The organism is Aquitalea magnusonii, assembly GCF_003202035.1.
Lineage (GTDB): Bacteria > Pseudomonadota > Gammaproteobacteria > Burkholderiales > Chromobacteriaceae > Aquitalea > Aquitalea magnusonii.
Genome location: NZ_QJKC01000004.1, coordinates 192,235 through 213,932 on the forward strand (window position 1 = coordinate 192,235; position 21,698 = coordinate 213,932).

The window sequence follows — 21,698 nt, forward strand, 5'->3', positions numbered from 1 at the left end:
TGCCGTCTCAAAAACATGCCGGACGGGGAAGTCCTGGTTGTCTGGCGTGGTCTTGCCACGGAAAGACATAGTGCCATCCGCTTGCGTTGTACTGTGCCATGGGGGAGGACGCAGCCGGGACGTCCGCATGGACGATGTAGCGAGGTGGATGCGGCATTGACCGCTTGGCCGCGTTACCACCAGCCAGGGAAGCGCGGACAAAAGAAAAGCACCCGCAGAATGCCGGGTGCCTGGGCTGGCATGGCGGGCTGGTACCCGTCGCCGGGGGCTTAGCTGCCGATCTGGCTTTGCAGGTAGTTGGCCAGGCTGACATCCTGAATCAGGCTGAGCTGGGTTTCCAGCCAGTCTATGGTTTCTTCGCAGTGTTCCAGCAGGTCCTGCAGCAGTTCGCGGCTGACAAAATCCTGCTTCTGCTCGCAATGGGCAATGCCGGCCACCAGTTGCGGGCGTTGTACTTCGGTTTCATAGCGCAGGTCACTGCGCAGGCATTCTTCCACCGTTTCGCCAATGTGCAGCTTGCCCAGATCTTGCAGATTGGGCAGACCTTCCAGAAACAGGATGCGCTCGATCAGGGCGTCGGCTTCCTTCATCACCCGGATGGATTGCTTGTACTGGTAGTCGTTGAGGCGTTGCAGTCCCCAGTTGCGGAACATGCGGGCATGCAGGAAATACTGGTTGATGGCAGTCAGTTCGTTGCGCAGCAGCTGGTTGAGCAATTTGATAACGGATTTGTCGGCTTTCATGATGTGTCCTTATGCCATCTGGCTTTGCAGGTAGTTGGCCAGACCGGTCAGCTCGATCAGGCGCAGCTGCTTTTCCAGGAAGTAGGCGTGGTCCATTTCCGTGTCGTCCAGCTGCAGCACCAGCATTTCACGGCTGACATAGTCTGCTTCCTGCTCGCACAGGGCAATCGCCTTTTTCAGCTCGCGCGTGACCTTGTATTCCACGGCCAGATCGGACTTGAGCATCTCCGGCACGGTGCTGCCGATTTGCAGTGCTTCGCGCTTGCTCAGGTCGGGCTTGCCTTCCAGAAACAGGATGCGCTGGATGATGGCCTGGGCGTGTTCGCGCTCATGGGCTGATTCGTGCAGGGCTTTTTCTGCCAGCTTGTGCAGGCCCATGTCGGCATACATTTCGCCGTGCAGCAGGTATTGGTCGACGGCGGTGAGTTCTCCCGCCAGCAGTGTGTTGAGCAGATCGATGATGTTTTGTTTGCCTTGCATGGGGAAAGGTCCTTCCAGCAGTTGAACGGGCAGGCCGCACGGGCCATGGCAGTGCCGGCATCCAGCCATGAGCAGGGATGCCGGCAGCGGAGGAAACGGGACTTGCCTGCAGTTTAAATGACAAGATTTATCCATACTACCAGCAAGTGTCGTGGAGGCGACGAGCGGTGTGGCTGAGGCAGGCGGCGGCGGGCTGGTGGCTCAGCTTAGCTGCGCCCTTTCCTGGCTGAGCACGGCCAGCAGATCGGGGACGGCAGCATACAGTGCCTGCACCTCGGCTTGCTGCTCGCTGATCTCCTCATGCTGACGGCAATATTCCTCCAGGGCCTGGCAGCAGGCGATAAGCTGGCTGGCATTGATGATGCGGGCGGCCCCCTTGATCTGGTGGGCAATGCGTCCGACACCGGCGGCATTGCCCAGCAAGACCAGGGCGCGTAGCGATTCCATGTCGTCTTGCAGACCCTGTTGCAGATGCCCCAGCAATTGCTGCAATTGTTCGGCCTCCATGAAGGAGAGTTCGTCCAGGCTGTAGCCGGGGTCCTGTCCCTGATCGGCTTCACTGATGCGGCCGTGCATGTGCTGCTGCAGACAGCTGCGCAGGCCGGCCAGGCTGATGGGTTTGAACAGGCAGTCATCCATGCCGGCGGCGCGGCAGCGCTCGCGTTCGTCCGGCAGTGCATTGGCGGTGAAGCCCAGCAGCAGGACGGGGGCCAGCTGTTCCTGCTCCTCTTGCTGGCGAATGGCCTGGGACAGCTGGTAGCCATTCATTTCCGGCATGTTGCAGTCGGTAAACACCACGTCGAATCGCCCCTGCTGCCACATGACCAGGCCTTCGCGGCCGTTGGCGGCCACATCGGTCTGATGGCCGAGATAGCGCAGTTGCTGCGACAGCAGCAGGCGGTTTGCCACATTGTCGTCCACCACCAGAATGCGCAGCCTGAGCTTGTCCGACTGCCCGGCCTGCAGGCTGGCCGACGGCGCGGCCTCCACTTCGACATAGGCTTGTCCGGACAGGGGCAGCCGCAATTCGATATCCAGCCGGGTGCCATCGTGCGGGCGGCTGCTGAGGGTGAGCGAGCCTTGCATCATTTCGCACAGGGTACGGCTGATGACCAGCCCCAGCCCGGTACCGCTCTGGACATTGCGCTGCGAGGCAACCGCCTGCCCGAACGGCAGGAACAGGCGCTGCTGGTCTTCGGCCGAGATGCCGATGCCGGTATCGGTGACCCGTATCTGTACCAGCAACTGCTGGTCGGGCAGCACGCTCTGGCGCACGCGCACGGTGACGCTGCCCTGCTGGGTGAACTTGATGGCATTGCTGAGCAGATTGGACAGGATCTGCTTGAAACGCAGCGGATCGAGCATGACCTGCCAGGGGGCCGGTGTGGCCGGATCGACATCCAGAAACAGCCCCAGCTGCTTTTGCCTGGCCAGCCCGTCGAAAATGCGCATGACGGAGCGGGTCTGTTCCAGCAGATTACAGGGCTCCGGGTTCAGGCTGAGATGGCCTGATTCGATGCGCACGATGTCGAGAATATCGCCGATCAGGCCCAGCAGACCTTGTGCCGAGTCGTAGGCCACTTGCAGCGAGGGCTGATCCACCACGCCATGGTCGGCCTGGCGCAGGGCCAGTTCCAGCATGCCGATGACCGCGCTCATCGGGGTGCGGATTTCATGGCTCATGGTGGCGAGGAAGGTGGTTTTGGCCTGGCTGGCCTTGTCGGCCTGTTCCTTGGCGGCCTGCAGTTCCTCGATCAGCCGGCGCCGTTCGCTGATGTCTATCCAGCCACAGATGACGCCACGGATCACGCCTTCGGTATCGCGGAAGGGCTGTATCCAGTGAAAGGCGGAAATGTGCTGGCGGTTGAGCATGACTTCACGGTCGCGCTGGATGGGCACGCCGTATTCGATGGCCAGCTGGTAATCCTGCGCCAGGGTGGAGCGGGACTTGTCGTCGATGTCGATGATGCCGCCGATATTGTCGCGATGGCTCATGGCCTCTTCGCGGGTCAGGGTCAGCGCCTGCAGATAATGCTCGTTGCAACTGAGCAGCTGGCCTTTGCGGTCCAGCACGTAAACCGGATAAGGCGTGACATCGATCAGCGTGGTCATGAAGTTGAGCTGGTCGCTCAAGGCCTTTTCTGCGGTCTGGCGCTTGGCGATCTGCTTGCGCAGGCGGCTGTTCCAGGCCAGCGACACCAGCAGCAGCAGGCTGGCCACGGCGATCACCAGATAGATCAGGCCCAGGCTGTAGTCATACCAGCTCTGGTTGCTGGCCCCCACATTGGTGCGCCAGCGTTCATTGAACAGATTGTCCAGGCTCTCCGGGCCGATGCTGAACAGCGCCTTGTTGAGAATGGACAGCAGGATGCGATGATCGCTCGGCACCGCCAGCGACAGCACATTGCCGGGCAAGCCGGTGATGTTGGCCTCGCGCAATTTGCCGTTGAACAGCAGTGGCAGGTAGTAGCGGCTGTTCATGGTGGCAACCAGTGCCATGTCAGCCTTGCCGTTCTCCACCATGTCAAAGGCGGAAACCGGATTGTTGACCTCTTTGAAAATGGCGCCAGGAAAGGTCTTTTCCCATTGCATGGCCTTGACCAGCCCGCGATTCACCGCCACCACCTTGTTGTGCAGGTCTGCCACGGTCTGCGGCGGATCGGTATTGATCCGCACCACCAGATTGTAGGAAAGCGGGGTCAGCGGCTCGGAAAACAGCAGGTCGTCGGCGCTACCGACATTGCGGGTGGGCAGCGTGGTCAGGTCGGCCTCGCCACGGCGCATGATTTCGAGAATGTTTTCCAGCGAATGCGCCTTGCGCACTTCCAGCCTGACCCCGATACGCTGCGCGATCAGCTCCAGCAGTTCGGCGCTGGCACCACGCCACACGCCCTGGTCATCGAAAAAGGAAATGGGGGCAAAACTGTGGCCGGCCGCCACCCGCAGCACCGGATGTTGCTTGAGCCATTGCTTTTCTTCCGCAGTGAAATCAATGGGCAGGACATGGGGCAGCAGCAGCAGTGCCCCACCACTCCAGCGCTGGATCAATTGCTGGTGCTGCGGTTCACGCAGCAGGCCCAGTGCCTTGTTCAGCGCCTGCCGCAACAGCGGCTGGCCGGCCGGCAATGCAAAGGCCCGGCTGTTGCGCTGGCCAAAACGCTGGATGACTTTCAGGTCGTCGACGAGGTTCTGGTTGGCCACATAATTGATCACGATGGCATCGCCAAAAAACAGGTCGATCTGGTGTGCCTCCAGCGCCGACAAGCCCTCTGCCACCGAGGGATAGTCGCTGATGTCGGCTTCCGGATAGCGCTCGCGCAGCAAGGCAGGCGAGGGATACATGCGCTGCATGCCGATGCGCAGCTTGTGCGGATTGGGATCGGCGTAACCCACCAGAACCGGCTGGTCTTCCAGATAGGGCTGGCTCAGGCTCACGCCTGGCGTGGCTGGCTTGAGCGGGATGCTGCTGCTGAGCAGGTCGATGTCTCCCCGCTGCATTGCCTGTAGTGCCAGTTGTGGAGTGGGGTAGCGGTAGACCTCCGGCTGCAGGCCCAGCCTGCTTGCGACAAAACCGAATACATCGGCGTTCAGCCCCTGGAAGCTGTCGCCGGCACTGATGATGTCAAGGGGGGGAGAGTCATCGACGACACCCAGCCGCAGGCGTTTCTTGTGCTGCAGCCAGTCGGCCTCGCGTACCGGCAGCTCCAGGGTCTGCCCGCTGTACACGTTTTGCGCCAGCAGTTGCAAGGCTACTGCCCCGCCGGCAGGCGGCACGGCCGCACGAGCGATGGGGCCGGCCAGCAGGCACAGCCAGAGCAACAACAGCCAAAATAAGCGCATGACTTTTCCACTACCAAGGATTGAAGAGAACCGTTCAATCTGCTGCTTGCAGGACGTGCTGCCATGATGTGGCAGACAGGCGACAAGCAGGATTGGACATGTCATGTCACCAGCGGGATCTTCTCGCGAAGATACGGAGAAATCCGCACTATCCCAGCAAGCATTCTCTTAACAGTATTAGTGAAGATTCCCAAATAGGAAAAGTCGCCCTTTCAGGCAGTTGAATTTTGAAAATCTTTTTCAGATGCAGTCGGATTGCCCATGAACATGACTGCAGACAGGGCAGGCAGGGACAGCAGGATGGCAAGGCAGAAAGGACAGGAGTGCCCCAGCGGGGGGTGGCTGCTTTATTTCAGCTCTTCCACTTTTTCCATTTTGCGGCTGCGCAAATCCACGACCCGATGTATCTCTACGCGGACTTCGCCCTTGTAAAGCAGATACATCAGCCTGGCAGCCTTGCGCGCCTGCTCGTGGGTCGAGTGCCACGGACCACTGTCATCGACACCGAAATCGCGCGAAATCAGGCGCAGGCGGTACATTTCCCTCTCTCCTCATGATGCTGAACACTATTATTTATAGGTTTTTGCAGCATGATGCCAGAAACTGCCACGGTTCAAAAAGAGATTATCCGGAAATGCCGCCCGGTTTCACTCAAACGCCGGCATGAATGGCAAAGTCCAGCGGGTGGCACACGCCTGCCATGGCGGCGGCAATGGCGGGACCATGTTGCTGCCAGTAGCCCAGGCGCAGCATACAGTCTGTCGCCACCAGCGCGGCGTCGATCATGAAGCGTTCGGCCAGCAGCAGCTCTTCCACTTCGCGCAGTGACAGGCAGACATGCTCGGCCACTTCGCCATCCTGGTTGCAGGGCAGCTCACTGGGCTGTAGCCATAAATCGTAGACATGCAGCCATTCGCGATGCAGGCCGCGCTGCACCGGTCGCTCGGCCAGCAGCAGGCCGGTCTGCGGCAGCAGCTCCAGCCGGTCGGCGGGAATGCCGGCCTCTTCCCAGCCTTCGCGCTCCAGCGCCAGCTCGATGGATTCGCCGGCGGCAATGCCGCCTCCCATCAGATTGTCCATGCGATTGGGATCGACCGCCTTGTCCGGGCTGCGCCGTCCCACCCACATGCGTACCTCGCCTTCCGGGGTGCGGGTCAGGCCATTCAGATGCACGGCGCGGCTGGTCAGCCCCAGCGGACGGAAGGCGGCGCGCTCCAGTTCGAACAGCGGTGTGCCATCGGCCAGAAAGGCGGTGAAGTTTTCATTGCGCCAGCCATTGAGCCAGCCGGCCTCGTGCCAGCGCCGGGCTGCGGCCTGCAACTGGCTGCTGATGGCGGCGTAATCGCCCTCCACCATGCAGACCAATCCGGCCGGCTGACGGCGAAACAGCGCGGCCTCGCTCAGCAGCAGGCGTTCCAGCCAAACCTGATTGACACAGCCCAGCTGGTGCGGACCGATGAAGAGCGGGGTGAATGCACTGCGATCGAAACGGGTGATCTTGGCCAGATACCCCAGAACTCCATCCACTTGCATGATGACTCCGAACAGATTGCCTATCGCGGGAAGGCGCCATCATAGGATGCAAGCAGGATTTTGCCCAATTTTTTCAGCGCCTTGCGGGCGAAAAACAAATATTCCATGTGGAAGTGTTGCAGAATTCACACGCGCGGCTGACGCAGCAAATCGGCCAGTCCGGAGTAGCGTGCCGGGGCCAGCCGTACCGCCTGCTGCCACACCTCGTCGCTGCCGGCGACGGCAAAGCGCTGCCGGGCACGGGTGATGGCGGTGTAGATCAGTGCGCGGTTGAGCACCGGGCCCGGTGTGGCCGGCAATTGCAGCCAGACTTCGTCGAATTCCGAGCCCTGGCTTTTGTGCACGGTCATGGCAAACACGGTTTCGTGCTGCGGCAGCCGCCCCGGTGCGAACTCGCGCCAGCTGCCTTCTGCCGCCGGAAACGCCACCCGCAGCCCCTGCGGCCGCTCCACGGTGAAACCGATATCGCCATTGAACAAGCCGACACCGTAATCATTGGCGGTGATCATCACCGGGCGGCCGGCATACCAGTCGCGCCCGGCCTGCTTGCAGCCCTGCTGTTCCAGCAGGGCCTCCATGCGCTGGTTGGCCTGCTCGACTTGGCGGCGCTCGGCCGCCAGCAGCATGAACTGCGCGAATGCCGCCTGCACCTGCTCCAGCGGCAGCTGACGCTGGATGGCGTCCAGATAGGGCTGCCGGCGGGCCGACAGCCCGGCATCGTCCAGCTGCGCGGCCTGACGGATGTCGGCGTGCTGGCCGGCCTGCAATAGCTGCAAGGCGGCGCTGGCATCGCCCAGGTTGACCAGCCGTGCCAGCTCCCCGATGCCGGAATCCGCGCGAAAACGATGGCTATGGGTCAGCAACACCACGCTGTCGGCCAGCGCCCCCGCCCTGCCCTCATCTGCCGGCAGCGGGCCGGCACCGGCCTCCGTCAGCCAGTCGCGGGTCGCCGGCAGATACGCCACCTGTCCGCACAAATCGCCCAGTACCGCACCGGCATCCACCGATGCCAGCTGATCGCGGTCGCCCAGCAGAATCAGCCGGGCCTGCGCCGGCAGGGCTTCCAGCAGACGGGCCATCAGCGCCAGATCGATCATCGAGGCTTCGTCCACCACCAGTACGTCCAGCGGCAGCGGCTGGCCGGCGTGATAGCGTGGCTGCGCGGCTCCCGGCCGCAAACCCAGCAGCCGATGCAGGGTCTGCGCCTGTTGCGGCAGCTGGGCCCGTACGCTGTCCGCGACTGGCAGGCTGTCGCGGGCATTGCGTACCGATTCGCTCAGGCGGGCGGCGGCCTTGCCGGTCGGTGCCGCCATGACCATGACCTGCGGCCGCTCCGCCAGCATGACCAGCATGGCCAGCAAGCGCACCACCGTGGTGGTTTTGCCGGTGCCTGGCCCACCAGACACCACCAGCAGGCGCTGGCGGGCTGCCAAGGCTGCCGCCAGCTTTTGCCGGTCGGGCTGCCCGGCCGGCAGCGCCGGAAACAGCTGGTGCAGCACCGGCGCCAGCGTGCTGGCCGGCAGCGGCCGCTGGTCGGCCGCCAGCTGTGCCAGCTTGCGGGCCAGGCTCTGTTCGTCAAACCAGTGGCGGGCGAAATACAGCCGCCCGGCCGCATCCAGAATCAGCGGGGCGTAGCTGCCAGGCGCCCCCAGCACCGGGGAAGCCTGCAACAGCCGGCGCTCTGGCCGGTGGGCAATGGGCAGGCAGACATGGCCGGCCTGATTGGCCGCCGCCAGCTCGCTGACCAGCGCCAGCGTGCTGTCATCCAGTGCCGGATCCAGCCGCAACAGCAGCTGGGACAGTTGCTGTGGTAACAGTGGCGCAGTGAGCGCCGGGGAAGAATCACTCATCCGCGGGATTTCTGGAAAATGGCCTTGAGTTTGCCATTGGCCTGCAACTGGCTGATGGCGCGGTTGAGTGCGGGCAGCCACTGGCGGAATTGCGGGTGCAGGCGCAGCATGACCGGCTGTGAGCTGATCAGGCCGCCCGGTTCGCAACGCAGCTCCTCCGGGGCCAGCATCAGCCGTTCGATCTGGCGCCGCTCCAGCACCACGGCCTGCAGCCGGCCCAGGCGTAATTTGCTGAGGACTTCGTTTTCGCTCTGCGACATTTCATAGTGCACGCCGTGGCGGGCGAATTCGGTTTCAAAGGCACTGAGCGGCTGTCCCTGCAGCAGGCCGATGGTCTGGCCGTGCAGCTCGTCCAGCGAGCGCCCGCTGCGGCCATTATTGATGCGGCCACACAGCTGGTAATCCAGGGTGCCGATGGGCAGGGTGTAAAAACCGCCCACCGGCGACAGGCTGCGCCAGGCCGGATTGACGCCGACTTCCACATCCAGCCGGGCCACTTCGAACAGCTGCTGGATACGCAGCGCCGGGTAGTACTCGATATCGAAACGCACCCCGCTGAGTTTGCCGATCTGCTCCAGCGCCTCGCGATAGATGCCGGCCATCGGGCTGTCCGGGGTGAAGTTGTAAGGGCCGGCATTATCCACCACCACCCCTGCACGCAGGGTGATGTCAGCTGCCTGCGCCGGCAACAGCCACAGACAGCAGCACAACAGCAGGAAACTACGCACCCAACCTGGCCTCCAGCGCGGCGCAAATGGTGCTGAGCACCTTGATGCGCGCATAGTATTTGTTATTGGCTTCCACCAGCGTCCACGGCACCTTGCTGGTGCTGGTGCGATCGACCATATCGCTGACCGCCAGCTTGTAGGCATTCCACTTTTCACGGTTGCGCCAGTCCTCCTCGGTAATCTTGAAGCGCTTGAAGCCGGTTTCCTCGCGCAGCTTGAAACGCGCCATCTGTTCCTCGTTGCTGATGGCCAGCCAGAATTTCAGCACCACCGCCCCGTTTTCGCTCAGCTGGTGCTCGAAGTCGTTGATTTCATAATAGGCACGCATCCAGTCGTGTTCCTGGGCGAAGCCTTCCACCCGCTCCACCAGCACGCGGCCATACCAGGTGCGGTCGAAGATGGTGATGCCGCCCTTGCCCGGCACCTGGCGCCAGAAACGCCACAGCCAGGGTTTGACGCGCTCTTCCTCGGTGGGGGCGGCCACCGGCACCACGCGGTAGCTGCGCGCATCCAGTGCCTGGGTGATGCGGCGGATGGTGCCGCCCTTGCCGGCGGCGTCATTGCCTTCGAAGGCCAGTACCAGCGAATGGTTCTTGAAACGCTCGTCGCGGGTCAGCTTGCTCAGGCGGCCCTGTAGTTCGGCCAGCCGGGTCTTGTACTCGGCCTTGTCCATTTTCTGGTCCAGCTGCAGGGTGTCCAGAATGACCTTGTCGTCGATGGGGGCCAGCAGCGGCGGGGCCTCCGACACATCCACCGCGGTACCGTGCTGGTTGATGCGGTTGCGGATGGCCTTGAGAATGGTCTGACCCACCGTCAGGCTGCGGAAATTGGCATCCTCGCCATCCACCACGATCCATGGCGCATAGGCGGTATTGGTCAGGCGGATCATGTGTTCGCCGTATTTGCGGATGGTGTCGTAGCGCTCCATATTGGCCTTGTCATCCTCCGTAACGCGCCAGCGGGTGGCCGGATCCTTTTCCAGCTCTTTCAGCCGCTTGCGCTGCTTGTCCTTGGTCAGATGGAACCAGAACTTGAGGATGAGCGCGCCATCCTGGCTGATCATGCGCTCCAGTCGCATGATGTCGAAGATTTCACGGTCGAAGGCGTCGTGGTCGATCTCATCGTAGACACGGTCGAACAGGGCATCGGAATAATAGGAGCCAAAAAACATGCCGATGCGGCCTTTCGCCGGCAGCTTTTGCCAGTAGCGCCACATCCAGGGCCGGGCACGTTCTTCGTCATTGGCGCTGGCAAAGGCCACGGTGTCGATCAGCCGCGGGTCCAGCCATTCGTTGATCAGGTTCATGGTTTCGCCACGACCGGCACCGTCAAAGCCGTGGATCAGGATCAGCACCGGGAAATCGGCCTTTTCCTTCAGGTCGTACTGCACGTCCAGCAAGGCCTCGCGCAGTAGCGGCACTTGCTCGCGATAGCTCTCTTTGCTGATGCTGTGGCCGATTTCTGCCGATTCAAACATTCCCTTCTCCCGTGATGAACTGCTGTTATGGCTGCTGGTGCATTTTTTCCTGCAACACGGCCTTATTCATGGAATAAATTCTCAAAAACCATCTGCGCCACGGCATCAGCTGCCGGTATCACGCGCACAATCTGCCACGCGGCTTCCGCCACAGTGGCGTGGTGCATAGTCTACGCCATGCCATTGGCAAGGCAATGATAGATGCAGTCAGCGCAACAAGCCATCCAGCTCGGCAAGCAGGCCCTGCGCCGGCTGGTCCTGCCAGATGCCCATGCCGGCGCTGCCCATGCCACGCAGGTAGAGGTAGCGCACACCGCCAAAGCAGCTGGCGAAATCCCGCCCGCGCGCCTTGAAATAGCGCTGCAGCGCCACGCAGTAAATCAGGTATTGCAGATAGTAGTGCTCGCGCGCCACCGACTGCAGCAGCTGCTCGGGGGCATAGTCGGTGGCCTGCTCGCCCAGGTGATTGGACTTGTAGTCCACCAGATACACCAGCCCGTCGGCCTCGAACACCAGATCGACAAAGCCCTTGAGATAGCCGCGCACGGTGCGGAAATCCAGCCCGGCGGCGGCCGTGCGCAAAGGCTGGGCCAGACCGTGCGCCGGATCGCTCAGCACGCGGCGCAAGGCGCTCACATCCAGCTGCTGCACCGGCAGGGTGAATTCCATTTCCACCAGTTTGCGCCCGGCAGGCAGCCCGGCAAGCCGCACGCCGGGGGCCAGCTCGGCATCCAGTGTCTGGCGCAGCAGCTGCAGGGCCGCCGGCTGCCAGCTGTCGGCAAAACCGTGACGGCGCAGCTGCTGTGCCACCACCGGCTGCAGCTGGGCATCGCTCATGCCGAAATCGATGTTTTCAAACATGGCATGCAGGCAGGTACCGGCCCGCGCCCCGCGTGGGAAGGCAAACGGGCTGTCGCTGGCCAGCAGCTCGCCGCGCTCTGCCGACGGCACCGGCAGGCCGCCGTCGTGATCCGGCCGCTCATTGGCCTTGCTGCTGCGGCCATGGGTGAGCGAGGTAAAACTGGCCACCCGCCACGGGCTGTAAACCGGCCGCTGAAACAGGCGCGCACTATAGTCCTGCCGCGCGCCCTGCGCCAGAGGCAAGGGATTCAGCCCGCCCTCCAGCGGACGCAGCCGCAAGGCGGCCGGCAAGCGGCCGGCCAGTGCGGCCAGTTGCTGCTCCAGCACGGCCGGGCTGAATTCCAGCTCGCGCAGGCTGGGCAGATCCGGACAATCCGTGGCATGCAGCAGCCAGGACAAGGCCGCCGTCTGCATGTCCTTGACCCAGCCCCAGGCCAGGTACTGGCGGTGCTGGGCGCGGGTCAGTGCCACATAGAGCAGGCGCAGCTTTTCCGCCAGCATTTCGCTACCGGCCTGCTGGCGCACGGCGGCATCGGCCAGCACATCCGGGCTGAGCATGGCCTGCCCGGCTGCGCGGTAACGCCAGAAGCTGGTATTGCGCCGCTCCAGTGCGCCATCCCACAGATAGGGGCAGAACACGATGGGGTATTGCAGCCCCTTGGAGGTATGGATGGTGACGATCTTCACCAGCGCGGCATCGCTTTCCAGGCGCAGCATGGCTTCCTCGCCGCCAGCCGGGCTGGCCACCCTGCCCTCCAGCCAGGCCAGCAAGGGGGCCATGCCGTGGCGGCTGTCGCTTTCGCTTTGCAAGAGCTCGGCCAGATGCGACAGATTGGTCAGCCGCCGCTCGCCATCGGGCAAGGGCAACAGGCGCAGCGGCAGTTGCTCGCGTGCCAGGAAATGCCGCCAGGCGCTCATGAAGCCCTGCTCCAGCCAGCGCTGGTGGTCGGCGGCATTGGCCAGCAGCCGTGCCTCCCACTGGCTCTCGTCTTCCACTTCGGCCAGCAGGCGGGCGGCATCCAGCCCGTACAGCTCGGTGACCAGCGCGGCACGCAGCCGGCTTTCGCTGGCTGGCTCGGCCCAGGCGCGCAGCAAGGCCAGCAGCTCGGCCGCCTCCTGGCTGGCAAACACGCTTTCCTGGGTCAGCGCCACGCTGGCCACACCGCGTTCGGCCAGGGCCTGGCGCATCTGTTCGCCCTGGCGATGGGTGGACACCAGCACGGCAATGTCACCACCACGCAAGGGCCGGCGCTGGCCACCCTTGATGATGGCAGCCCGGTCTTGCCCGGCCAGTGTCAGTAGGCGGGCGATTTCATGGGCACAGCCCTGTGCGCTGGCGCGGGCGGCACTGTCCTTGTTTTGCGGCTTGTCGCCCTCCGGCGGCTGCCACAGCACGGTAAAGGCGGCGTCCTCGTCCGCCACTTCCAGCACGGCTCCCGAGCTGGGCGCGGCATGCACCGGCTGATAGCTGATGGCATCCAGCAAAAACGGCCGGGCGCGGCCAAACAGCTGGTTGACCACCTCGACCAGCGGCGCATCCGAGCGGCGGTTGGTATCCAGCGAATATTGCTGGGTGGCGGGCGCATCCTGCCGCGCATCCAGATAGGCAAAGATATCGGCACCGCGAAAGCTGTAAATCGCCTGCTTGGGGTCGCCCACCAGAAACAAGGGCCGGCCCTGCAGGGCAAAACAGCTGCGGAAGATGTCGTACTGGATGGGGTCGGTATCCTGGAATTCGTCGATCAGCGCCACGCGGAAACTGCGCGCCACGGCGGCAGCCAGTTGTGCGCCGCCCTCGGCAGCTGCCAGCGCCGCGCCCAGTTCGGTCAGCAAATCGTCAAAGCTGCGCACCCGTTCCTGACTGCGGCGGCGCGCCAGTTCCTCGTTCACCCAGGCAATCAGTTCCAGCTTGAGCCCGGCCAGCGACAGCTGCAGCTGGGCCAGATAGCCATCCCAGGCGGCCAGCCAGTCGCCGATACGCTGGAATAGCAGGTGCTCCGGCGCGACAAAGCCCTTTTTCATGGCCTTGGCCAACTCTTCCGGAGTCAGTTTGCGCAGCAGCTTGAGAGCACTGTTGTCGGGAACCGGTAGGCTGTCCGGCTCGGCCAGCCATTGCTGCAGTTCAGCCATGCAACGTGCAAGTTGGGCGGGACTTAGCTTGCTGCCATGAAAACCCTCGGTGGCCAGCAGCAGGTCAAAACCGCTCTGGATCACCAGCGCATCCGCCGCCAGCTGCTGCCAGCACTGTTCGACCAATTGCAAGGCCTGCTGCAGATCGCGCTGGGCCGGCATCACCATCTGCAGATAGGGCTTGGCCAGCCAGGGGCGGATTTCGGCAAGCCAGCCATCCGGGGTTTCGCCGGCTTCGGCCAGTACCTGCGACAGCAAGGGGCTGGTCACCACCCGCCGCCGCCAGAAGTCGTCCACCACTTCCACCAGCAGGCGGTCGTCGTCGCTGACCAGCTCGGCGGCAAAGGTCTGGCCGCTTTCGAAAGCGGCATCGGTCAGCACGCGCTGGCAGAAACCATGAATGGTATAAATGGCCGCTCCATCAAAACCGGTAATGGCCGCCAGCAGGCGCTGTTCGGCCAGATCACGGGCGGCACCGGGGGCAAACCGCTGCGCCAGGGCCTGCAGGAAATCATTGCCCACCTGCTTGCCCTGCAACACCTCGAGAAAATCGCTGAGCTGCTGGCGCAGACGCTCGCGCAATTCGGCGGTGGCGGCCTTGGTGTAAGTCACCACCAGCAGGCTGTCGATGCCGGGCGGGGCTTCGCCGTTGACCTCCTCCAGCAATAGCCGCAGATAGAGCGCGGCGATGGTCCAGGTCTTGCCGGTGCCAGCCGAGGCCTCGATCAGATTGACCCCGGCCAGCGGGCATTCCAGTGCATTCAGTACCTGCAGGCTCATGCCTGGCCCTCCAGCCGCGCTAGCAGCGGCAATAACAGTGTTTCGGCCAATTGGGCAAACAGCGGGTCGGCCAGCGGGTCGAGATGGCGGAACACCAGCCGGTTGACCGGCTCCTCGCATTGCGCCGTGGCAAAATCGCCGACAAAGCCGGGGTCCCATTTATCCAGCGCCTTGGCCAGCGCCAGCTGCGGGGCCTCTTTCTGCTTGAACAGCTGCTCGGCATAGGCCCAGCTGGTGCGGCCAAAAAACGGCAGCGGCTGTTGCTGGCCCTGCTGCCAGCGCACTACCCAGGGTGATAGCAGTTCCAGGGCATCCGGCTCGTCGTCCAGCCGCAGGTGACCGCTGTCGTCATACAGCACTGACTGGCAGGCAATGCCTGCGGGGCGCATGGCGCATAACAAGAGATGAGTCAGCCACCATTCCAGCCGCTCGGCGGCATTCATCTTGCCGATCACCAGCCGGATCTGCCCTTCGGCCCGTAGCCCGCCCAGCTCACCAGCCAGGGTCAGGCCATGCAGCTGGATATTCACCGGCTGCGGCGGCAGGGTGGCTTCGCTCAGCACGGCGGGCAGCCGGTATGCCAGGCGGGCGGCACTGGCACTTTCACTGCCCAGCCAGGCCTGGCCAAGCGCAGCCGGTGGCAACAGGCCAGCGCCTGCCAGCCGCTGCTTGACCGGAGCCACCGGCTTGCCGGCCAGCATGCGTTCCACCAGCTGGCTGCGCAGGGTGCGGCTGGCATCGCGATCCACGCTGAAGGGCTCGCGCACCGGCAACGCATCCTGCTGGCCTTGCAGGCGAATGGCCAGACGCTCGGCCAGCCAGGCACGCGGCGGGTTCTTCCAGAAGCGGATGAAGTCATTGACATGCACCACGCTGCTACCCGGCCGTGGCGGCAGCTCAGTAGCAAAAGGCTGGGGCTGGCTGGGCGGGGCCGCCAGTGCCTGGGCAAAGCTGGGTTCAAAGCTGGCCAGCCGCGGTTCGGTTCCGTCGTAGCAGCGCGGCGAAAACGGCTGCAGCGGATGGCGTAGCAGCAGCTGCGCCGTGGCCGCATCGCCACACATGGCCTTGAAGCAGTCCTGCAATTCGGCAATCAGCGGCGATGGCGGCAGCGGCTCGTTATTGCGCGCTGACAAGCCGACATAAGACAGATACAACCGCTGGCGGGCCGACAGGATGGCTTCCAGAAACAGGTAGCGGTCGTCAAAGCGGCGCGAGCGGTCCCCCCGGCGCGGATGCCGCGCCACCAGATCGAAGCTGACCGGGCGTTCGTCGCGCGGATAAGCGCCGTCGTTCATGCCGATCAGACACAACACGCGAAAGGGAATGGAGCGCATCGGCACCATGGCGCAGAAGGTGATGCCACCGGACAGAAAGCCCAGCGGCGAGGCCACGGTGAGCTTGCGCTGCAGCCAGTCGCGCAGCACGGCCAGGCGGAAGGGCTGGGCAAAGTCGGCCATGGCGGCATCGTCCACCAGCTCTTGCAGGGCATCGCGCAGCACTTCCAGCGCCAGTTCGCCCTCTTCGTCCACGGCAAACAGGCGGTCGCAGGCCAGCAGCAGCCGTTCGGCCCAGCCGGCCGCCGTTGCTGGCGTGGCCCAGTCGCGGGCCAGCTCGTCCAGCAGCGCATAACAGCTGGCAAATCGCGCCAGGGCCTCGCTCAGCTGGCCGCTGGCACCCGCCTGCGGCAACAGGCCGGCAAACAGGCCGCTGTCATCGCCGGCCATGGCCGGCGGCAGGATGCTGCCCAGCAGCAAGCGGTCCAGCCCCCAGCGCCAGGTAAACAGCGGATCGGCCGGCAAGCCCAGTGCCGCCTTGTGGGCGGCATCGCGCCCCCAGCGGATGCCGGTCTGACGCACCCAGTCGTGGATGAAGGGCAGGTCTTCCGCGCTCAGGCCAAAGCGCTGCAACAGCGCCGGGCTGTCGAGCAAGGCCAGTACCTGGTCGGCGGCAAAGCGCGAATCGAGCAAGTGCAGCAGATTGCCGATGGCCGCCAGCAGCGGTTCTTCGCGCTCCACGCGGCGGTCGGCAATGGCATAGGGCAGATTGGGCGCATCGTCGCGCTGGCCGAATACCGCATCGATATAGGGGGCATAACTGTTGATGTCCGGCGTCAGTACCGCAATGTCGGCCGCACTGAGCGTGGGGTCGTCCGCCAGCATGGCCAGCAGCCGGTCTTTCAGCACTTCCAGTTCGCGCATGGCGCCGTGGGTGGCATGCAGCTCGATCGAGCTATCCTCCGGGCTCAGCCACTGGCCATCATGGCCGGGCATGTCCAGTTGCAGGATATCGCGCTGCAACCGGGCCAGCAGGCTGTCGCCCGTGGCCGCGGCAAACAGCGGGCGGGCATCCAGCTCGGCATCGGCGGCGATCAGTTCGAAAAAATCGCGCCCCTGCTTGCCCAGCGAGGCCAGCAGCGGGTGGCCTTCGGTGGCGAACAGGTCGCCCTTTTCCCGCAGCTTCAGCTTGCGGCGGGTATCGACGATATCGCCCCAGTAGGCTTCGCAGGGGTTAAGGGTGAACAGGCAGACATCAGTCAGCTCGGCCAGACGCTTGATCAGCGCCAGATACATCGGCGCCAGGCTGGCAATGCCAAACAGGGTAATGCGCTCCGGCAGATGCTCCGGTCGCAGCTCGGCAAAGAATTCATCCAGCATGCGCACGCGGTGGCGGCTGGGGTCCTGTGCGGCCAGTTGCTGCCACAAGGCGGCCTGCCAGGCTTCATCCTCGCCCAGATCCAGCCGCTCGCCGCGTTCCCAGGCGCGAATCCAGTCCGGGCGGAATACCAGATACTGGTCAAAGATGTCGGCCACCTTGCCGGCCAGCTCGAAGGCGGCGCTCTCGCCACCGGCGGCATAGCGCTGCAGTGGGGCAAACACCTCGCCTTCCAGCGTGGGCAGCAGTTGCAGCAAGCGCCAGCTGAGTACCTCGGGAGTAAACGAGGACTTGCGCGGCAGCTCCGGCATCACTTGCTGCATCAGCCGCCAGGCAAAGGCCGCCGGCAGCACAAAGTCGATATTGGCGGCAATGCCACACTGCTGCGCCAGATCCAGCGTCATCCAGCGCCCCATGCCACGGCTTTGCACGATGACGGTTTCCGCGGCAAAGGGGTCGGACAGCGGCTGTGCCTGCAACATGGCGGCATACAGCTGACCCAATTGCTCCAGACGATTGGACTGATAGAGAAAAAGCATGGCGGGAACACGGCGAAAAACAAGGATGTCAGTGTACCATCAGCCTTTGGCTGCCATCACGCAATGCCGAAGGCATAACACTCAGGAATCCGCATGTATCCCTATCTGATCATCAAACATGCCCACATGGGCCTGGCCTACCTCACCATTTTGCTGTTTGCCGTGCGCGGCGGACTGATGCTGGCGGATCAGCAGCGCATGCTGGCGCTCAAACCCCTGCGCATCCTGCCGCATGTGATCGACACCCTGTTGCTGGCGCTGGGGGTGACACTGGTGGTGATGGGTGGCTGGCCAGTGCTGCAAAGCCCATGGCTGCTGGCCAAGATCGGCGGCTTGTTGCTCTATGTGCTGCTGGGCACCATCGCCCTCAAGCGTGGCCGCACCAAGCAGATACGCAGCCTGGCGCTGCTGGCCGCCCTGCTGGTGGTCGGCTATATCGTGCTGGTGGCCAAGACCAAGCTGGCGCTGCCCTTCTAAATGCTTCAGGCCGGGTTCACTACCCGGCCTGAAACGGAACCATCAAGGGAGACGGTTTACTTGGTCTGCTGAGGTGTCAGGATCATGACTTCCTCCGCCTTGGCTGGAGGCGGCGCCTGCTCACGCATGTCCGCGGTATTCTCCACGGCCATCGTGCCCAGGCCCCGGAACTGCTCGGTCAGCTGACTGACCACATCCTTCCCCAGCGACTTGGATACTTCCGCAACGATTTTGCCATTCTGGTGCTTGACCGCAATGCTACCGGCATTGATCAACTTGACGTCGGAACCCTCGCCCTTGGCACTGAAAGCGGCTTTTACCCCATAGTTTCTGGTATTGACCAGGCTGAAATCAGCGACCAGCTCCATATTGCGCACCGCCGATGCCGCGCTGCTGCCTGCAATCATGCCCGCATTGTCTTGCACATCGATGGCAGAAACCGTACCGAACAGCACATAGTCGGCCCCCTTGAATTCGCCGCGCTTGATACGGGCAATGACATCAAACAGTTTTTCATTGTTTTTTGTCGGCTTATAGCCCTGGGCCTCCACCAATTGCACGCTGTGCAATTTCAGCAGCTCGCCTTTGATGTCGGAAGTAAAGCGACGCAATTCGCCACGGTCGATACGAACGGAGGTGCCTTCCACTTCCAGATACTGATTGCTGCTATTGGCACGCACATGGGTATTGCTGGCACTGAAATTGTCCTGGCTGGATGCCGCAACCACCCGAAAATATTCTTCTACCTTTTCCTCGTACGCCAGGTTGGATACGGCGATTTTGGGCGGGGCGGCATAAACAAGCAATGGCATGGCCAGACACAGGCCGCCAAACGATTTAAGCAAGTGCTTCAACATTGGAAATGTCCAAATACAAAAGCCGGGTGTAACCCGGCATGATTTAACGGCGAGATGTCTTGCGAATTTCCTGCTCATCAGCCCACACCAACTCGCCGGTTTCGTTGTCAACCAGCTCCAGGCTCAGCTTGTAATACACATCCTTGATGTCGCTATTCTTCTTGACGATGGAAGAAATTCCGCCGGTCAGACGGAAGTCGGCCCCCACCATCTTGCCAATTTTCTTGGATTTGCTCTTGTCGTACAGACCGGATTGATTCTGGCGCATCAACTCCTGCGTCTGACCTTCCATATGGCTGACATCGGCAACAAAACGCACGGTACCGGCCTTCATCAATTGCACACGAATCGATTTGGTAATTTCAGCGGTATCAATGTATTCGCTGGTCTTGTTCTGCACATCGGCCAAGGTCAGACGCTTGCCACGAATGGAGGGGACTTGCACCAGGGAACGGGTCATGTTTTCGGCCAGACGCTGCAGATCGGTGGAGCCGAATTCATTGCTGACCAGCTCGACCCCTTTGCTGTCGCCATAGCTGACGTTGCCGTTACCAATCAGCGGAGAGCCGGTCTGGGCACAGCCAGCCAGCATCGAAAACGTCGCCACGCACAGTGCCATGCGGGAGGTTTTGCCAATGGAAATCATGTTTTACCCTTAAAATTGAAATTAATTGCTTGGATTGACGGTATTTTCAGGACTCTGCAATTGCAGGCGGAAATCAACGGCTTGCGGCACGGGGGCAACGGTCTGGATTGTCTGACGGGCCTTGCCGTAAATCAGTACCTGTTTCCAGGTTTCCTCGCCTCCCACCATGAAGCCGCTGGCATCAAGCCACTTGAAGCGATAAAACACCACTTGCGGCCGGGTCGAATCGTTGGCCAGCTCCACCTGGATATTGATCAGCTCATTACGCTTCACCACGCGCGCCGCTTCCACCTTGACGTGGTCCATTTTGCCCAACTCTTCAAGCTTGCTTTCCAGGCCATCGGCTTGAGCCGCACAACTCAAGGCGACAAGGGCAAGCCCGCTGAGTATTTTTCTCATTTTCATCAAATTTCCAGTTTAATTAGCAGATTTAACAGCATCGGCGGCAGCCAACTGCTCAGTTGTTCTTGGCGTGGGCACAATCACACTTTGATCGAGCAGGCGCAGGGGAATAATCGCGTACTGCCCAGACACGCTCAATTGAACGGTACGCGGGCCTTGTGGTGTCGAAATCGTTGCCTGGTGAACTCCCGGCTTCAGATTGATACGTGCAATGGAAATACTGGACGGCAAGGTGGTCCAGATACGTTCATCGGCCTGCTCGGTCGCGGCAGTCGCAATAATGCCTGCCAAACTACCCAGCGCCCCCATTTTTTCGCCCATTTCCTGTTGCATCGCGCCCTTGGCAGCCGCACGGATACTGCTGCGCACAATAATCCCCGGCATTTCATCACGCAGCGCCCTGCGGGCCATGGCATCCAGATTGCTGATGGGCGACAGCTCAACCGATTTGTTGCCAATCTGGATATTGCTTGGCCGGAAGTCATGACTTGGCTGAATTACCGGAAAGGCAATCTGGGTGATGACCGGTTTGTTTTTCCAGATAAAGGGCAGCGGTATCGTCTTGGAACTGCGCGCAGGCATGAAGCCGCTTTCCACCACCAACAGTACATCGGTGTCCTTGACTTTACGTGCCAGGCGCCCTTGCAATCCTTTCAAGCCTTGCTCCAGCAAAGGCTGGTTCGGGCGCAATTCAATTGCCTTGCGGTAGCCTGCAGATGCCAGGGAAGGCTCATGTAAGGACTCGAAGACAAAGCCGGCCAGATAATGGCTGAAAGCGCTTTGATAGCCATTTTTCAAGGACAAGACTTCAGGGTCATCCAGGGTCTCAACGGGATAGCCCCGCAGGTTCTTGAAGGTCGTCTCCACATTGTGGCTCTTGGCTTCTTCCTCGACCTTGTCGTACTCCTTCTCGTGCAGGCTGGCGATCAAGGACTCACGTTCATAGGTTTTCTTGATTTCGGTACGCGCACCGGAGACATTTCCACTCAGCATATGATTCATCGTCAACAAGGTGCTGAGCATTACTTTTTCATAATCCTGGCCATCATAGCGGCGCACCTTGTCATTGACGACCACGCTGCCTGCCGCCTCCAGCGCCTTGCCAACCGTCAGCTTGGATTCATCCTCCCATTGGCGGACTTTTTCATCGGCTTTCAGCCATGTATTTACACTTTCAGCGAGGTCGCCCTTGAGGCGCAGCAGCTGGCCCTTTTCCAGGAAATAGAGCAGATCCTTGTCGCTACCTGTATTGTTTTTCTCCAGGTTTGCCACCGCCTCATCCAGATTGCCCTGCTTGGTTGCTTGCAAGGAGCCCTGCATTTCCGCCTGGTAGTGACGCATCGATCCACAGGCGGTCAGCGACATCACCACACCGGCCAGCGGCAGGATTTTTACCCAGCTTACCTTCGATGAATTTTTCATAATTTTTTTCATAAAATATATTTTTATCAATTAAATAATTGAATTTTAAAAATAAAATTATTTATGTAAACAGATTGAAAATTCAGCGAGATTGTATGCATTATGAATTGTCATGTCAAAAAACATGTCGGATGCATGGCAGATGGGGTGGTGCCATCCCTTTCGGCTCCCCCGGGTGACGGGCAATCAGCTTCCACGCACAGCAATCCCGCCGCTTGACCCAGAACAAGTCCCGCGCCACATCGCTCTGCTACTGTCTGGCGGTTTCAATCGCTGACACC

At 61.8% G+C, this 21,698-nt stretch carries 15 protein-coding genes; 1 reads left to right on the forward strand and 14 read right to left on the reverse strand.

What is annotated here, in order from left to right:
- Positions 1 to 269: 269 nt before the first annotated feature.
- The 10 genes from bfr (DFR38_RS06070) to recC form a co-directional block, all read right to left on the reverse strand.
- Positions 270 to 743 (reverse strand): bacterioferritin, encoded by a 474-nt coding sequence (bfr, locus tag DFR38_RS06070; RefSeq protein WP_059286212.1) that lies wholly within the window; start codon positions 741 to 743, stop codon positions 270 to 272.
- A 9-nt stretch (positions 744 to 752) separates the two neighbouring features.
- Positions 753 to 1,223 (reverse strand): bacterioferritin, encoded by a 471-nt coding sequence (bfr, locus tag DFR38_RS06075; protein WP_110313136.1) that lies wholly within the window; start codon positions 1,221 to 1,223, stop codon positions 753 to 755.
- A 201-nt stretch (positions 1,224 to 1,424) separates the two neighbouring features.
- Positions 1,425 to 5,063, reverse strand: coding sequence for an ATP-binding protein (locus tag DFR38_RS06080; RefSeq protein WP_158527696.1), 3,639 nt, complete (start codon positions 5,061 to 5,063; stop codon positions 1,425 to 1,427).
- Between the two features lie 347 nt (positions 5,064 to 5,410).
- Positions 5,411 to 5,602, reverse strand: a complete 192-nt coding sequence (locus DFR38_RS06085) for a hypothetical protein (RefSeq protein WP_059286209.1) — start codon at positions 5,600 to 5,602, stop codon at positions 5,411 to 5,413.
- A 112-nt stretch (positions 5,603 to 5,714) separates the two neighbouring features.
- On the reverse strand, positions 5,715 to 6,596 hold the full coding sequence (locus DFR38_RS06090; protein WP_059286208.1) for an NUDIX hydrolase: 882 nt from the start codon (positions 6,594 to 6,596) through the stop codon (positions 5,715 to 5,717).
- A 125-nt stretch (positions 6,597 to 6,721) separates the two neighbouring features.
- The gene (gene recD / locus DFR38_RS06095) at positions 6,722 to 8,446 is read right to left on the reverse strand and encodes an exodeoxyribonuclease V subunit alpha (RefSeq protein ID WP_110313138.1); all 1,725 of its coding nucleotides are present in this window, start codon (positions 8,444 to 8,446) and stop codon (positions 6,722 to 6,724) included.
- Positions 8,443 to 9,174, reverse strand: coding sequence for a substrate-binding periplasmic protein (locus DFR38_RS06100; RefSeq protein ID WP_158527697.1), 732 nt, complete (start codon positions 9,172 to 9,174; stop codon positions 8,443 to 8,445). The genes recD and DFR38_RS06100 overlap by 4 nt, the downstream gene beginning before the upstream one ends.
- The gene (gene pap, locus DFR38_RS06105) at positions 9,167 to 10,651 is read right to left on the reverse strand and encodes a polyphosphate:AMP phosphotransferase (protein ID WP_110313140.1); all 1,485 of its coding nucleotides are present in this window, start codon (positions 10,649 to 10,651) and stop codon (positions 9,167 to 9,169) included. Before pap ends, DFR38_RS06100 begins: the two co-directional genes overlap by 8 nt.
- Positions 10,652 to 10,858: 207 nt before the next feature.
- Complete coding sequence (recB, locus tag DFR38_RS06110; RefSeq protein ID WP_110313141.1) at positions 10,859 to 14,422, reverse strand: exodeoxyribonuclease V subunit beta; 3,564 nt, start codon at positions 14,420 to 14,422, stop codon at positions 10,859 to 10,861.
- A complete protein-coding gene (gene recC / locus DFR38_RS06115) occupies positions 14,419 to 17,613 on the reverse strand; it encodes an exodeoxyribonuclease V subunit gamma (protein WP_110313142.1) in 3,195 nt (1,064 codons plus the stop codon). The genes recB and recC overlap by 4 nt, the downstream gene beginning before the upstream one ends.
- 93 nt (positions 17,614 to 17,706) lie before the next feature.
- Here recC and DFR38_RS06120 point away from each other — a divergent pair, with 93 nt between their 5' ends.
- The gene (locus DFR38_RS06120) at positions 17,707 to 18,090 is read left to right on the forward strand and encodes a SirB2 family protein (RefSeq protein WP_059286775.1); all 384 of its coding nucleotides are present in this window, start codon (positions 17,707 to 17,709) and stop codon (positions 18,088 to 18,090) included.
- Positions 18,091 to 18,146: 56 nt separating this feature from the next.
- On the opposite strand, the gene DFR38_RS06125 is transcribed toward DFR38_RS06120, so the two are convergent.
- From DFR38_RS06125 to DFR38_RS06140, 4 genes are read right to left on the reverse strand one after another with little or no spacing between them, the layout of a single operon-like run.
- Positions 18,147 to 19,025, reverse strand: a complete 879-nt coding sequence (locus DFR38_RS06125; RefSeq protein WP_146215925.1) for a penicillin-binding protein activator LpoB — start codon at positions 19,023 to 19,025, stop codon at positions 18,147 to 18,149.
- Positions 18,991 to 19,593: a penicillin-binding protein activator LpoB gene (lpoB, locus tag DFR38_RS06130; RefSeq protein ID WP_193394295.1), complete on the reverse strand. Its 603-nt coding sequence runs from the start codon at positions 19,591 to 19,593 to the stop codon at positions 18,991 to 18,993. The genes DFR38_RS06125 and lpoB overlap by 35 nt, the downstream gene beginning before the upstream one ends.
- Before the next feature lie 21 nt (positions 19,594 to 19,614).
- Positions 19,615 to 19,998 carry a DUF1425 domain-containing protein gene (locus DFR38_RS06135; RefSeq protein ID WP_059286773.1) on the reverse strand — a complete coding sequence of 128 codons (384 nt, stop codon included), beginning with the start codon at positions 19,996 to 19,998 and terminating at the stop codon, positions 19,615 to 19,617.
- A 12-nt stretch (positions 19,999 to 20,010) separates the two neighbouring features.
- The gene (locus DFR38_RS06140; protein ID WP_059286772.1) at positions 20,011 to 21,429 is read right to left on the reverse strand and encodes a COG3014 family protein; all 1,419 of its coding nucleotides are present in this window, start codon (positions 21,427 to 21,429) and stop codon (positions 20,011 to 20,013) included.
- Between the last annotated feature and the right edge of the window lie 269 nt (positions 21,430 to 21,698).

What these genes read in the sequence shown, in the direction of transcription:
- DFR38_RS06080 (WP_158527696.1), bottom strand. Translation starts at nt 5,063, where the DNA reads ATGCGCTTATTTTGGCTGTTGTTGCTCTGGCTGTGCCTGCTGGCCGGC.
- bfr (WP_110313136.1), bottom strand. Translation starts at nt 1,223, where the DNA reads ATGCAAGGCAAACAAAACATCATCGATCTGCTCAACACACTGCTGGCG.
- DFR38_RS06085 (WP_059286209.1), bottom strand. Translation starts at nt 5,602, where the DNA reads ATGTACCGCCTGCGCCTGATTTCGCGCGATTTCGGTGTCGATGACAGT.
- bfr (WP_059286212.1), bottom strand. Translation starts at nt 743, where the DNA reads ATGAAAGCCGACAAATCCGTTATCAAATTGCTCAACCAGCTGCTGCGC.
- DFR38_RS06090 (WP_059286208.1), bottom strand. Translation starts at nt 6,596, where the DNA reads ATGCAAGTGGATGGAGTTCTGGGGTATCTGGCCAAGATCACCCGTTTC.
- recC (WP_110313142.1), bottom strand. Translation starts at nt 17,613, where the DNA reads ATGCTTTTTCTCTATCAGTCCAATCGTCTGGAGCAATTGGGTCAGCTG.
- DFR38_RS06125 (WP_146215925.1), bottom strand. Translation starts at nt 19,025, where the DNA reads ATGAGCAGGAAATTCGCAAGACATCTCGCCGTTAAATCATGCCGGGTT.
- recD (WP_110313138.1), bottom strand. Translation starts at nt 8,446, where the DNA reads ATGAGTGATTCTTCCCCGGCGCTCACTGCGCCACTGTTACCACAGCAA.
- DFR38_RS06140 (WP_059286772.1), bottom strand. Translation starts at nt 21,429, where the DNA reads ATGAAAAAAATTATGAAAAATTCATCGAAGGTAAGCTGGGTAAAAATC.
- DFR38_RS06135 (WP_059286773.1), bottom strand. Translation starts at nt 19,998, where the DNA reads ATGAAAATGAGAAAAATACTCAGCGGGCTTGCCCTTGTCGCCTTGAGT.
- recB (WP_110313141.1), bottom strand. Translation starts at nt 14,422, where the DNA reads ATGAGCCTGCAGGTACTGAATGCACTGGAATGCCCGCTGGCCGGGGTC.
- lpoB (WP_193394295.1), bottom strand. Translation starts at nt 19,593, where the DNA reads ATGATTTCCATTGGCAAAACCTCCCGCATGGCACTGTGCGTGGCGACG.
- DFR38_RS06120 (WP_059286775.1), top strand. Translation starts at nt 17,707, where the DNA reads ATGTATCCCTATCTGATCATCAAACATGCCCACATGGGCCTGGCCTAC.
- pap (WP_110313140.1), bottom strand. Translation starts at nt 10,651, where the DNA reads ATGTTTGAATCGGCAGAAATCGGCCACAGCATCAGCAAAGAGAGCTAT.